10 protein-coding genes are annotated in these 13,183 nt (G+C 50.1%); 4 read left to right on the forward strand and 6 right to left on the reverse strand.

Annotated elements, in window-relative coordinates:
* Positions 1-7: 7 nt before the first annotated feature.
* The 3 genes from ACN4EG_RS18700 to ACN4EG_RS18710 form a co-directional block, all read right to left on the reverse strand.
* Positions 8-604: a chromophore lyase CpcT/CpeT gene (locus ACN4EG_RS18700; RefSeq protein ID WP_431631686.1), complete on the reverse strand. Its 597-nt coding sequence runs from the start codon at positions 602-604 to the stop codon at positions 8-10.
* Positions 601-1,803 (reverse strand): esterase-like activity of phytase family protein, encoded by a 1,203-nt coding sequence (locus ACN4EG_RS18705; protein ID WP_431631687.1) that lies wholly within the window; start codon positions 1,801-1,803, stop codon positions 601-603. Before ACN4EG_RS18705 ends, ACN4EG_RS18700 begins: the two co-directional genes overlap by 4 nt.
* Before the next feature lie 106 nt (positions 1,804-1,909).
* Positions 1,910-3,808 (reverse strand): SWIM zinc finger family protein, encoded by a 1,899-nt coding sequence (locus ACN4EG_RS18710; RefSeq protein WP_431631689.1) that lies wholly within the window; start codon positions 3,806-3,808, stop codon positions 1,910-1,912.
* A gap of 306 nt (positions 3,809-4,114) precedes the next feature.
* Between ACN4EG_RS18710 and leuS the strand changes: the two genes are divergently transcribed.
* Positions 4,115-6,682 (forward strand): leucine--tRNA ligase, encoded by a 2,568-nt coding sequence (gene leuS / locus ACN4EG_RS18715; RefSeq protein ID WP_431631691.1) that lies wholly within the window; start codon positions 4,115-4,117, stop codon positions 6,680-6,682.
* A 157-nt stretch (positions 6,683-6,839) separates the two neighbouring features.
* On the forward strand, positions 6,840-7,085 hold the full coding sequence (locus tag ACN4EG_RS18720; protein ID WP_431631692.1) for a hypothetical protein: 246 nt from the start codon (positions 6,840-6,842) through the stop codon (positions 7,083-7,085).
* Between the two features lie 15 nt (positions 7,086-7,100).
* Here the strand turns inward: ACN4EG_RS18720 and ACN4EG_RS18725 are convergent, their stop codons facing one another.
* Positions 7,101-8,003, reverse strand: a complete 903-nt coding sequence (locus tag ACN4EG_RS18725) for an RpnC/YadD family protein (protein WP_431631694.1) — start codon at positions 8,001-8,003, stop codon at positions 7,101-7,103.
* A 186-nt stretch (positions 8,004-8,189) separates the two neighbouring features.
* Positions 8,190-8,651: a transcriptional repressor gene (locus ACN4EG_RS18730; protein WP_431631695.1), complete on the reverse strand. Its 462-nt coding sequence runs from the start codon at positions 8,649-8,651 to the stop codon at positions 8,190-8,192.
* Between the two features lie 328 nt (positions 8,652-8,979).
* On the opposite strand from ACN4EG_RS18730, the gene ACN4EG_RS18735 reads away from it, so the two are divergent.
* Both ACN4EG_RS18735 and ACN4EG_RS18740 read left to right on the forward strand, forming a co-directional pair.
* A complete protein-coding gene (locus ACN4EG_RS18735) occupies positions 8,980-9,513 on the forward strand; it encodes a ferritin-like domain-containing protein (RefSeq protein ID WP_431631696.1) in 534 nt (177 codons plus the stop codon).
* 675 nt (positions 9,514-10,188) lie between these two features.
* Positions 10,189-11,085 (forward strand): KGK domain-containing protein, encoded by an 897-nt coding sequence (locus ACN4EG_RS18740; protein ID WP_431631697.1) that lies wholly within the window; start codon positions 10,189-10,191, stop codon positions 11,083-11,085.
* Between the two features lie 103 nt (positions 11,086-11,188).
* Here the strand turns inward: ACN4EG_RS18740 and rlmD are convergent, their stop codons facing one another.
* Positions 11,189-12,778 (reverse strand): 23S rRNA (uracil(1939)-C(5))-methyltransferase RlmD, encoded by a 1,590-nt coding sequence (gene rlmD / locus ACN4EG_RS18745; protein ID WP_431631698.1) that lies wholly within the window; start codon positions 12,776-12,778, stop codon positions 11,189-11,191.
* Positions 12,779-13,183: the final 405 nt, after the last annotated feature.

Genomic DNA, 13,183 nt, shown 5'->3' on the forward strand with positions numbered 1-13,183 from the left:
AGCCAAATTACCAGGATAACTCGTGGGCAAAGCTCTTGACTTGCTTAAAGTGAAACGGCCCCGCCACGGAACCCCAGAGCATCTCATCGGTTTCCGGATCCCGACCCCGATCGAGGCTCCACATGGTTTGGCCTTGCTCCATCACCTCAAACTCATTGTCCAAGTAAGATGTTTGGCCCTTGCGCTCCACCATGCACTGTTTGCCGGGTTCCACGCGCCCCTTAAAGCTATGCCCCGTCCATTCCACGTGCATCCCGCAGCCACACATCGGCTCTAAATCATCCCGTGTCAGTTGGGCGAGTTTTTCTAAATTGCGGGCGGATCCCCGAAACGCATCTTCGTTTTTGACCCGGTAATGGGGAATCTCAATGCGGCCATCTACTTCCACAAACTGCAACACCCGCAGTCGATAGGGCTGATCCTGGGCAAAATCATAGGCTTGCTCAAGATATAGCCCTGCTCCGTCGAAGAACTCCTTGGGTAAAGGTCGCATACAAACCCGGATATGGGCAAAAAATGGTGGGTTCTCGATCGCCTGCTCTTGGTTGCTAAACTCCCCCGCCATCCAGGTCACGAGGGTTTTGATATCGGTTGCGTGGGTCATTGTGGTTTTAAACCTTTTACACGAAACAGGAGAAACTGCGTTTTCTGATTGTCGCTGAAATTGTTGTCACTCACCAAGAGAAGGCTGGGCGATCCATCCGATAAACGCGGCCCCAGGGTCATGCCTTCCAGGTTATCTAGGTCGATGCCCAACTCGTTTAGATCCAGCAACGCCTGCTTTTGCACAGGTTTGACAATCTTGGGCAAATTTTTCACCGTGGGTAGAAGAGACGTATCCTTCGCGCCAGCAAAGGACAGTTGAAACAGCTTCACCTTAAAGCCCCCCAGCCCAAACGATCGCTCTAAACTCAAAAATCGTCCTGCCGGATCCAGTGATAGCAGTTCACAGAGTCCATGGTACACCGTTGCACTGGGCGCGGGTTCCAGTTCATAGAGATACTCTGCAATCAAGTCGATCCGTTCCGCTTCCACGTAGTAATGCAGTAGACGAGCCTTAGCGCGGGTTTCGGCAGTTTGCGGCTCGGCGTCTTGGGTGAGGGCGGATTCCGTCGCGGTGAATAGGCGGTAGGGTTCCGTCGGCCCCATGCGAGCGGCTCCTGCACTGAGGGTGAGCGATTCGAAGCCCAGGTTATCCTGAATGCCTTGGCGCGTTGTTTGCTTAGACTGCGGATCCTCGATCGTTTTTGGAAGGTAGTAATCAGGGAAAAAGAGTTGGCGCAAAAGCTTTCCGGTTTTTACGTCAAATTCGTTCACAAAGGGCGGAATATCGTCACGGGCCACCCCTTCGCTGGAAATCCACACCGTCCCTTGGGGCGTCAGGCTAATCCCTTCAGTGTCGATCGTGCGGCGATCGTACAGTTCTCCATTGGCTTGCTGGAGGAATGTCACCCCCTGCACCTCCACTTTGCTGAGGTTCGAGGCGGGGTCGAGGGTCATTTTGAGGGTATAGAAGCGGGCGGGGGCTTTTTCGCTGCGATCGTCGGAAATGGCATAGAACACATTGCGCTGGGGATCGTAGGTGATGCCCGACAAGCCACCGACAGACGTGTTCTCAAACTGGCTATCCTGCGGCAAGTCGTACTCTCCCAGAAAATCCAGGGACAGCGGCAAAAATAACCGATCGGTCGCTTTAATTTGGGGCAATGCACAGGCACTCAAACTCATGAGCCAAAAGGCCGCGATCGTCAATGCAACTAGCTTTAGAGATTTGATAATCGATCGTCGCCACTGCCAAGCCATGGACTAGTCTCCAACAAAGTTGCCTTTCCCAAGATACAAGATCGCTTCTTCCAAGAGACAGGGGAAACTGGCTACCCCCAAGTGGCTTGAGACTATTATTTTCTGCTCACAGTAACCCAACAGCTTGCATACACCCCATCAGCTTCCGTTTTCGTCCATGTTGAGTAACCAGTTGATCACGATATTTCGTCCAAGACGCCTGCTGATCGGATTGTAGATAGGCCGTCTGCACCTGTTTCAGATATTTCGCTGCCCTGTCATAGCGATCGGCCTTACCCCGATCCATAATTTCTTCCGCGTACTTTTTACCCAGCTGAATCACCCAATCTGGATGACTCGTGGTGGCTGCTTGCATGACTTGGAGCATTAAATCGTGATCGTGGTAGTGATCCACAACAGCGATCGCATCCTCTACTAATCCTTCCTGCAAAAAGATTCTCACCTTCGCCGCTGCCTCAAACCAAATATTCAGTTGGCGCAAATGAGCCAATAACTCCGGCTGCAAGGATTTCCACTGCTTACCTGCCAGCGTTTTTAGCGCTTGATAATCGGCCAAATTAGGCTTAGCTTTGAAGGCGGCGACTCGTAATTCCAAAGCTTTTGCTTTATCTCCCAAACCCTCCGCTAACTCGCTCGCCCACTGGGCCACTTCATAGCGGAAGTAGGGGGCATCCGATGGGCTAGAAGCGTCCAGCATAAACGTTTGCCACCTGTCAGAAGTATACTTGGGCAGCGTTAAGCCCCATTCTGCCACCTGTAATGCTTCTGGAATAGCTTCCTGTTGCCGTAGACATTTCGCTACTTCAAACGCATCATCGATCGTCGGTAATCGATCGACCATTGCCATGGCCTCGGAAATACGATCGCATTCAATCAACATTTCCATAGCCGATCGAATTTGCTGTTCCGCTTCTGCTAGACGAAGATATTCCACCGTTCGCCCTTGCTGATCCAAGATTGCGAGGCGAACTTGAGCTAAATCATCGGCATAGTCCGGTCGTTCCTCCCCCCATAAATCGGTAGATTCTCCAGCTAATACCGCCTGTAACCGTTCATCATCCCAGCCCTCGCGCAGAGCTGCACTACCCAGGGAAAACTCCGCATTCAATTCATCGGCCCATTCCTCTAATTGGACTTGGCGATCGATGCGTTCCTGCTCAGATAACTCGCTCGTCAAAATCACCGCCGCCCAAGCTGGATCAAGCACCTGCAAAACTTCTTGTGCATCACCACCATAGTCCGATAGGTCATCCCAGCCCCGGCAAATTTCTGTTGTGATCGCCTCTAAAATTATGCTGGCACTTTCCCCATCCCCCCGATCGCTGAATTCCAAGGCGGACTGAATTAACTCTGGTAACTCCTCCATCAACAGATTCTCTTCTCCGCCTTCTTCCCAATGGTTGACAGTATTTCGTACTAAGTAGCGAACTTGAGTCGCGAAGGGTTTTGGATCGATCGTCGTTTTCCGGGTACGAGTTCTGCCAGCAGACTTTTTAGCAAGTGGTTCCGCAGTCTGAGACGATCGCTGCTGTGATGCTTTCTGAGTCGTCGCCTGCGTTGGTCGAGCTTCTAACTGAATGGTAATTAGTTCAATATTATTGATAATCTGCGGGTCATCTTTTACCAACTCAACAACCAGTTGCTTAACCTGCTCTAAATTGAAGGGTTCCAGAATTTCCTCGATCGTTCTTCCTGTTTCAATCTGCTCGGAGTTATGAATACAGGTTAAACCAACCGCAATGATATGTTTACACCATCCTTCATAGTCATACTGACAGGTACAAGTCGCCTGCCGAATGCCCCCAGCATCGATCGTCAATTGCACACAATAGGGCTCGTATTCACTCCCTTCAACCAACGCCTGAAGGACTCCACCCCGCTGGATGATTTCAACCACAGCCTCCGATCGATAATAGTCCTGCCCGCGATCGAAGGATTGCGCCGTCGAATGGGACTTCAGCATAGATTCTGTGATTTGGGGTTTGGGAGAATTCGGTGATTTCATGGGCGAAAGATTGGATGAGTGAAGGGGTGGGAGAGTGTCAGGGGGTAGAGGGGTGGGAGAGTAGTCAGGGAATAGGAAAATCTGACTGCTCTCTCATTGTCTCTAGGGTTCTAACGAATGCTCCGCCGCTGCCATAGATTCTTAATTATTGCGCCCTCTCTTCCGGAAATGGCGTATACTACATGTAATAAAAATGTATTACAAATCTAGGAAGCGGCTGGCAAGATTAGCAGCAATATTTATCCCGAATGCCGTCCAGCTTTTAGAATGGTTGTTTGCATAGCGTCAATTGCAGGAGTGAATCCCGTGGAGTCTCGTTACAGTCCCGCTGAGATTGAGGAAAAATGGCAGCAGGTGTGGGCCGAACAAGGTCTGCACCAAACTTCAACCGACAGCAGCAAGCCCAAATTCTATGCACTGTCGATGTTTCCCTATCCTTCGGGTAACCTCCACATGGGTCACGTCCGCGTCTATACGATCGTGGATGTCATCGCCCGCCTGAAGCGGATGCAGGGCTATCGGGTTCTGAATCCCATGGGTTGGGATGCCTTTGGGTTGCCAGCGGAAAATGCCGCGATCGAACGGGGCATCCATCCCGCCAAATGGACGTACTCCAACATTGCCCAAATGCGCAAACAGTTGGACAGCCTGGGGATCTCCTTCGACTGGAGCAAAGAAGTCACCACCTGCTCCCCCGACTACTACAAATGGACGCAATGGCTGTTCCTGCAATTCTTCCAAGCGGGCTTAGCCTACCAAAAGGAAGCCACCGTCAACTGGGATCCCGTTGATCAAACCGTGCTGGCTAACGAACAGGTGGATAGCGAAGGGCGATCGTGGCGATCGGGCGCAAAGGTTGAACGCAAACAACTGCGCCAATGGTTCTTCAAAATTACTGACTATGCCGAGCAACTGTTGCAGGACTTAGAGCAACTGGGCGGCTGGCCGGAAAAGGTGCGCTTGATGCAGGCCAACTGGATCGGCAAGTCCACGGGCGCGCAAGTCACCTTCCAAACCGAGCAGGGCGACGACTTGGTCGTCTTCACCACCCGCCCCGATACCCTGTGGGGAGCCACCTTCATGGTGATCGCGCCGGAACATCCCCTGGTGGAAAAATTAACCGTGCCTGCCCAAGCTGAAGCGATCAAAGCCTACCAAGCCGAAGCCGAAGCCAAAAGCGACATCGATCGCACCGCCGAAGGCAAGGAAAAAACGGGGGTTTGGACAGGCAGCTATGCCATCAATCCTGTCAATGGCGCGAAGGTACCCATCTGGATTGCCGACTACGTCATGATGGACTATGGCACGGGGGCAATCATGGCGGTTCCGGCCCATGACCAACGGGACTTCGAGTTTGCCCGCAAGTTTGGCTTAGAGGTGAAGGTCGTCGTACAGCCGGAGGGCGAAAGCTTAGATGGTGCAACGCTGACGGAAGCTTGGCCAGGAGAGGGCGTCATGGCCAACTCCGGCCCCTTGGATGGCGTTCCCGCTGGCAAGGGCACAGGCCAAAGTGTGGAAGCGGCGGTGCAATGGCTGGAAACGAACCAAAAGGGTAAAGGGACTGCTAATTATCGTCTGCGGGATTGGTTGATTTCTCGGCAGCGCTACTGGGGCTGTCCCATCCCGATCGTCCATTGTCCCGACTGCGGTGCAGTTCCGGTTCCCGATGACCAGTTGCCTGTGCAGTTACCTGAGGATGTGGAATTTTCCGGCAAAGGTTCTCCCCTGGCGAAGTTGGAGTCTTGGGTCAACACCCCCTGTCCCAGTTGCGGAACCCCTGCTAAACGGGAAACGGACACGATGGATACCTTCATGTGTTCCTCTTGGTACTTCATGCGCTATCCCGATGCCCAGAATGCGGAGGCGGTTTTCGATCCGACGATCGGCAGTGATTGGATGCCTGTGGATCAATATGTGGGTGGGATTGAGCACGCGATTTTGCACTTGCTGTATTCCCGATTCTTTACCAAAGTGGTGCGTGATAGGAATTTGCTGAATTGCGATGAGCCCTTCCAGCGCTTACTGACCCAGGGCATGGTGCAGGGCAGAACTTACAAAAATCCGCGTACTGACAAATACGTCATTCCCCAAAACATTACCGACTTTGCCAATCCCACCGATCCGGAGACGGGGGAAGCATTGGAAGTAGTGTACGAAAAGATGTCCAAATCCAAACACAATGGCGTTGCTCCCGGTGATGTGATTAGCAAATACGGAGCCGACACTGCTCGGATGTTTATTCTGTTTAAAGCCCCGCCAGAAAAGGATTTGGAGTGGGATGATGCGGATGTGGAAGGTCAGTTTCGCTTTTTAAACCGGGTCTGGCGCTTGGTGACGGAGTCGGGGATTTCTGCCGATCCGGTAACCTTACCCGATAGCTTGACCAAAGAAGAAAAGGATCTGCGTCGATCGATTCACACTGCGATTAAGGAAGTCACGGAGGATTTAACCGATGACTATCAGTTCAACACGGCTGTCTCGGAGTTGATGAAGCTGAGCAATGCCTTGAATGATGCGAAGGGCAAAACGTCTCCGGTCTATGCAGAAGGGGTGCAAACGTTACTGCTGTTGTTAGCGCCCTTTGCGCCCCACATGGCCGATGAACTGTGGGCCAGCTTGGGGAATGCCCAGTCGATCCACACCCACGGCTTCCCGATCGTGGATCCCAAGGCGCTAGTGGCCGATGAGTTGACGATCGTGATTCAAATCCTGGGCAAAACCCGAGGGACAATCACGGTTCCGGCAGCATCCACCAAGGAGCAAATCGAGGAACTGGCGAAGAATTCTGACATTGCCCAAAAGCACATTGCGGGCAAAGAGATTAAGAAAACGATCGTCGTTCCCGGTAAATTGGTAAACTTTGTAGTAGCTTAAAATCGCAACGACAAGTGCCAATTAAAATTCACGTTTTGCTCGCCGCATAAACATCCTTATAGACCTCAGGTAGGAGGAAATTTTATTCCTTCTACCTAGTCGTTATTTAGAAATCCAAGAATCGATCGGCAAATCCATGTTTGCGTGAGAGGATTCCATGGTTTGGGTTAGAACTTGCTTCACTGGACTGTGTTTCACGATCGCTTGGGGGTTGGTGGGCTTGCTTGTAGTCAGCCTGACCCGCAACCTAAGGCAAGGCTACAAGGCCGTTAAGCGGCTGCATCAGATTCCCTGTAGTACCTGTCAATATTTCACCGGGGATTACAACTTAAAATGTACAATTCACCCGGTGATTGCCCTATCTGAATCGGCGATCGGTTGCCGGGATTATCACAGTGATTAGAGCCGTGTCTGGAACTTAGTGATCCAGTTCTTGACGGAGTTGCTCGATCGCGTCGATCGGCAAACCGGTGGTGCGTGCAATCACCTCTACCGCGATCCCCTCGCGCAGCAGCCCCAACGCCACCGATCGAACCGCCAACTCTTGCCCTTCGGCACGTCCTTCGGCACGTCCTTCCGCTAATCCCTCGGCCAGACCTTCCGCGAGTCCCTCCGCTCGGGCTTCATCACGCCATTCTTGCCGTCGTTTTAGATAAGCAGCAGATAATTGCATAATTAGCTCCTCATCATCTGGAGTGAGTTGTCGTCGTGTTTCTAGGTTGGTGCGATAGTCCGCGAGAATTTCTTCAATGCTAGCATGGAGCTCGCTGGTCGTCGGTAACTGAGCAAATTCCTCGATCGCCCGTTTTTGTTTACCATTGCGCCCTAACATCCGTAACCAGAGGGTTTCTTCCGTTGGCACCAATTGGTGAATGACCACTAGTCCAACACGCTGCCCTTCTGGAAAGCGATAGACGCCTGGATCATCTGTGAGATGAGCACCAAATTTTTCCCGGATTCCATCGGATGCAGTGGGCATGATCAACCAGAGTTCTGGTAGCTCCTCTTCCCGCAGCATGACACTCTGACGTTTTGCTTGGCGAATCAGGCGATTTTCGAGGTGAGACAGCTTACTTTGACACGATCGAATTTCTACGAGTGTCGCGGGATTGCGAAAGACTTCAATCAAACTATCTTTGCTGAAGAGTTTACCCAGAAGGCCCAGTTGGTGCAGTGCTTGCTGCTGGGGCCTGAATTCTAGCCAAAGATCTGCAACAAGGGTTTCGCCCTTGAGGGGATGATTGGCGGTGGGGGTGCCGATCAAACTTAACAGTTCCGAGAGGAATGCTTTGGCAAAGTCGTCATGGGGAAACTCTGACATAGGCTGATAGGCTCAACGATCGATCTAAACTCATCAACCTACTAATTGAAAAGCTGAGTAGGTGATTCAATCAAATCAATCAAAAAGATAAACTCTCAACGAGTTGTTAACTACAGCAACATTTCATGACTGCAAACACACGACTGCAAACAATTGATCGTGAATCACCGCAGTCCAGATTTCTTACTACACCAAGGGAGCGAGCGATCGCTGACAGGTGGGGCAGACGGCATGAACTGTCATTTGGCAGTCTAATAGATGAAAACCTTCTTTTTCGGCGACTTTGGCACCGACTTTCAGCACAGAATCACTCTTAAATTCAATGGTTTTGCTACAGCGAACACAAATTAAATGGTGGTGGTGGTAGGGGGACGGCTGGTTGATTTCGTAGTGCTTGTGGCCTTCCGCCAGCTCCAATTCCCGCAAAATTCCCATCCGCGACATTAGCTTGAGGGTACGGTAAATCGTGGATAGGCTAATGCCTGCATTTTGTTTTTCTAGCAGTTCATAAAGATCCTCTGCACTGAGGTGATTACCCTCGGGCAGATTTTGAAACACATGGAGAATCACTTCCCGCTGGGGGGTCATCCGCCACCCCCGTTCGTTGAGCTCGGCCTTGAGCGATGCAGCCGTATAGGAACTTGGCATAGGTATACTCTCGGTTTACTCTCAATAACACTTGCTTGATGCAAATAGCATACACAAGCCCTTATTGATTTGCAAGTAGGTCTCCTTGTTGATAGTAAAAAGTATAGAATTGATAATTATCGAGGATCCAATTGCAGTCGGAGAGAAGCCAGGACTACATCAGATCAATAGATTCCGGTTTTTAATCCTTCTTTCCCAATCACTCTTCACAGAATTACGAAGTGTAAGGATCATTCTGAAATGAAGCTGTTACTATAGTCAGTTGCATCTAGCTATTCGCAACAATGGCGATCGAGTTTTTAACGTCTACTACTTGAGAAGATTCCGCATGAAAGATCTTGACCTTACATCTACTACGCAGTTGCTGAACTTGATTATGGAATACGAATTGGCAGGCGTGGTGCGCTATACGCATTACTCGTTAATGGTGACAGGCCCGAACCGCATTCCGATTGTTCAGTTTTTAAAAGGGCAGGCAAACGAATCGCTTCTCCATGCGCAACAAGCAGGGGAGATTTTGACGGGGTTGGGGGGACACCCGAGTTTGAAAATTGCGCCGATCGAGGAAAGCTTTAAGCATTCAATCTATGACATTTTGCTGGAGAGCATGAACCATGAAACCCAAGCACTTCAGCTCTATAAAGACTTGCTAGAAGTGGTGGAAAATGCCAGCGTGTACTTGGAAGAATATGCACGGGGCATGATTGGGCAAGAGGAAATGCATAGTATTGAATTGCGCAAAATGTTGCGGGATTTCAGCCCCGAGGGTGCTGCGCCATTGGTGGGTTTTGGGCAAAGCCATGGGAAAGAAAAGGAGAAGGAAGATAAGGAGAAAAACGGGAAACACAAAAAAAAGCATTAGCCTATGGTCGGTGACGCTTAGAGAAGAGGGCATGAGTCGATCGATCGATCTTCTTTTTGCCCGATCTCTGGATTACAGCTTTTTTCACAGTTTTTCGCTGGTTGGGAGTCTTATTTCTTCGAGGGTAGAGAATAATTAGGCTTTGTCGAACGTTGTGTGGCAGAAGCCTAATCGCTTAAGGTAAATTTTCTCTATCCTTTACGTCAGGGCACTACCCCCTGGTGCAACGCATCTCCATTTCTCTTGTTTGGGATGAAGCCACTGTTTGGGATGAAGTCTGTGACTGAATTATCGTTGTCACGAGTAGCAATATCTTCAAGACTCAAATTCATCCAAGTTTCTAACACTTGTAAGGCAATCTGGTAGGGCAAATTTGGTAACGCAAGTCAATCAGGTTGACCTGTTACGGAGACAAGTTCTTTCAAAACAAGTTCTTTCAAAAAATGTGCCCGTAATTGCCGAAAGGTTACGTATAACCCCCGATGAGGGAGGCACAGTAGGCTGCCATGATCAAGCTAGGTTATTCGATCGGAGCGTATCAATTTTCACAGCTACCCACTCAGCAGCGATCGTTGCTGAGTTTTTTTGAGGAAATTACTGAATTTTTGTGGATTCGGTTATCAGAATCTCCTGTGAGGGCAATTTAACACCAATAGCCTAAGGAGAACCAGCACCATGAGTCAACAGGGTAATTTCTCACTTTCTACCAAAGACGTTATCCATATTGAGAATTTTCAGGGCAAGGGCGCATTGTTGCAGAACGACGCAACCCTCAGAATTCATACCCTTTTGCGCCAATTAGAAACCATTCTGAAGCAGTCTGGAGCACTGTCCATTGATGAAATTATGGCACTGCTCCAGCAAGGCATTCCCTGTGAAGTTCTCCAACCGGGCGCACCAGACTGGCAAAGCGGCACTTTGCAACTCAGCCTGCAATTTCACCCCAGTGCAGCACCCATGGCCACTTCCATGGAAGTCCAGCAAGTTGCCGCATCCGTTGCTCCTGCTGTGCAACCCGTTGCTTCTGTGCCGGAGTCTGTGGATCCCTCTCCCCTGCAAGCTTCAGACAGTTTATCGATGATGGACAATAGTGCGATCTCGGTTCCTGAGATCACTGAATCCGCGATCGATGCAATGGCCTTTGATGTACCGGAAATGGCCGATGAACTCACGGATGAGTCCACTTTCGACGCAGCCTTGCTGGAAGATGAGGCAAGTTCGATTGAAGCCGCCTTTGCTGGGAGTGACTTGGATGAGAATGACCTCAGTGCGGGACTAGACGCGGAAATTGGCAGCGAGTTTGATGGTTTGATGAATGATGAGATGGATGCTGACCCAGCGGTTTCGGCTGGCATGATGGGGGATGTGGATAGCGAGCTAGATGAATTTGCATTTATGAATGCAGAAGCTAGCAGTACAGACAATGTAGAAGTAGATGTAGATGTAGATGTAGAAATGGCATTTGATCTGGATAGCCAAGCTGTTGATGTGGGTTCGGTCAACGATCTAGATAGCCCTTGGGATCTCAATAATGAATTGGATGCTATGTTACTTCAGAACGGCAATAGCTAGCATCAAATGTACAAATAACCATTGGTCAAACCATCCTTGATGGGAAGCCTCCAGAAGTTGAGTGAAGCCTCCAGTCGCTCCTTCGGAGGCTTTTTGATTGGAGTTAAGTTTCCTGGGTACAATCCGATCGTACTAGGAATACTGCTGTCTCCACATGGGGGGTTTGGGGAAAGAAATCCGCTGGCTGCACTCGTTGTAATGCATACAGTCCATCGGAGCAGAGAATCTTTAAATCCCGTGCGAGGGTGGCGGGGTTACAACTGACATAGACAATGTTGTGGGGGTGCCATTGTCGCAGGATTTCGAGAATCGAACGCTCACAGCCTTTGCGGGGGGGGTCGAGCAGCACAATGTCTGGCTGAATTTCTAAGGTGGGCAACACGGTTTCCACGGCACCGATGTGAAACTCAGCATTATGAATATTGTTGCTTGCAGCGTTGATTTTAGCTTGTTCGATCGCGGCAGCCTGCGATTCAATTCCAATCACCTGCTTTACCTGTTTTGCCAATGGTAATGAAAGGGTTCCGATGCCACAGTAGGCGTCCACGATCGTTTCTTGGCCCTGCAACTTCAATTCCTGCTGGATGGTTTGTAAGAGTGCTTCCGCCTGCTCGGTGTAGACTTGGAAAAATGTATCTGGCCTAATTTGCAGTGTGAGATCCGCGAAGGTTTCTTCCAGGTATCCCTGACCCACAATACAAAAGGTTTGTGGGCCAAAAATGGCATTGGTTTTGCCGGGGTTCAGATTTAAACATACCCCGACCAATCCAAAGCGCTGCATCCAAGCCTCTGCCTGTTGCCAGAGATCAGTAATTTTTCGATCCTTGGCCACGATCGTCAATAACAGATCCCCCGTGCGCCGTCCTACTCGCAAACCAATATGGCGAATATTACCTTGGTGGGTCGTCTCATCGTAGATGGGCCATTTCTGTTTGCCGATGTCCTGCTTGACGGCTTCGAGAATGGGATTCAGCCGTTCATCTTGGATGGGACATTGGTTGAGATTGACAATTTGGTGACTCCCCTTTTGGTAGTAGCCTGCAATGACTCGACCATGGACGATCGATTGACTCGACGTTTTCAACTCAGTTGCGCTGTCGTCTTGGCTGCTAGGTTGTGCATTCCGTTGAATGCTAGGTTTGATAATCGGTTTGCTACTGCTGGGTTTGCTACTGCTGGGGCTGGGTTTGCTAATCGGTTGATTACTGCTGGGTTTGGTACTGGAGTGACCACTTTGCCGCTCAGCAATTCCCACCGGATAGGTTGATTTGTTGCGATAGTGCAAAGCTGATCCGATCGCTAACATGGGATCAACCTTCACATCACTAAATCCCCCAATCCGTTGTAAAGCTTGGAGTACTTGATTGCGTTTAGCTTCCAGTTGATATTCATAGGTGACATGCTGCCACTGGCAACCGCCGCATTTGTCCGCTACGATGCAACTTGGTCGGACACGGTGGGGTGAGGCTTCTAGCAAATTCTCAACCTTACCGTGGGCGTACTGAGGTTTGACACGCAGTAGGCGAACGCTGACCCGATCGCCTGTTACGGTATCCGGCACAAACACCACCCGATCGTCCACTCGACCGACCCCATCGCCACCATCGCTCAAATCCGTGATGGTGACTTCGACTAACTCACCCTGCTTCCAAAAATTGGATCGATCGGGGGCGGAATGGGAAACAAAGGACATAGGTTGTAATCGTTGGAGAGTAGACGGACAGAATACCGACCTAGCATACCAGGATCGGACAACTCCTGGAGTCGATCGAGCCAGTCAAGCTGATTTTGTTGAAATTTGTATCATTTCTTCCCTCCTGTCCTCTCCTCCGCCTGCTACCACATTGCCGCCAAGTTGACGCTTAAGGAATCCCTCGCTACCCTATGGCTAAGCTTGTTCCATAATGAGATGCCCTCGGAGAAGCAATGTTCCTAACAAGACAAACTTTTAAAGAATTTAGTTAAATTTCCGTTTTAAGAGCGATCGGATCGGTAGCATTGACCAATCAATTTGATTTCAGCATTGTGGTTTATTAGACGTGTTGGGAAATAATGGATAATGTGAAGCAGTAGCCCAGAGCCTTCTCATGCTGAATCT

Origin of the sequence: Alkalinema pantanalense CENA528 (assembly GCF_050753345.1) — a bacterium.
Lineage (GTDB): Bacteria > Cyanobacteriota > Cyanobacteriia > Leptolyngbyales > Leptolyngbyaceae > Alkalinema > Alkalinema pantanalense.

Excerpts from the sequence above, each read along its gene's own strand:
- ACN4EG_RS18720 (WP_431631692.1), top strand. The coding sequence starts at position 6,840 with ATGGTTTGGGTTAGAACTTGCTTCACTGGACTGTGTTTCACGATCGCT.
- ACN4EG_RS18740 (WP_431631697.1), top strand. The coding sequence starts at position 10,189 with ATGAGTCAACAGGGTAATTTCTCACTTTCTACCAAAGACGTTATCCAT.
- ACN4EG_RS18735 (WP_431631696.1), top strand. The coding sequence starts at position 8,980 with ATGAAAGATCTTGACCTTACATCTACTACGCAGTTGCTGAACTTGATT.
- ACN4EG_RS18710 (WP_431631689.1), bottom strand. The coding sequence starts at position 3,808 with ATGAAATCACCGAATTCTCCCAAACCCCAAATCACAGAATCTATGCTG.
- ACN4EG_RS18730 (WP_431631695.1), bottom strand. The coding sequence starts at position 8,651 with ATGCCAAGTTCCTATACGGCTGCATCGCTCAAGGCCGAGCTCAACGAA.
- rlmD (WP_431631698.1), bottom strand. The coding sequence starts at position 12,778 with ATGTCCTTTGTTTCCCATTCCGCCCCCGATCGATCCAATTTTTGGAAG.
- ACN4EG_RS18700 (WP_431631686.1), bottom strand. The coding sequence starts at position 604 with ATGACCCACGCAACCGATATCAAAACCCTCGTGACCTGGATGGCGGGG.
- ACN4EG_RS18705 (WP_431631687.1), bottom strand. The coding sequence starts at position 1,803 with ATGGCTTGGCAGTGGCGACGATCGATTATCAAATCTCTAAAGCTAGTT.
- ACN4EG_RS18725 (WP_431631694.1), bottom strand. The coding sequence starts at position 8,003 with ATGTCAGAGTTTCCCCATGACGACTTTGCCAAAGCATTCCTCTCGGAA.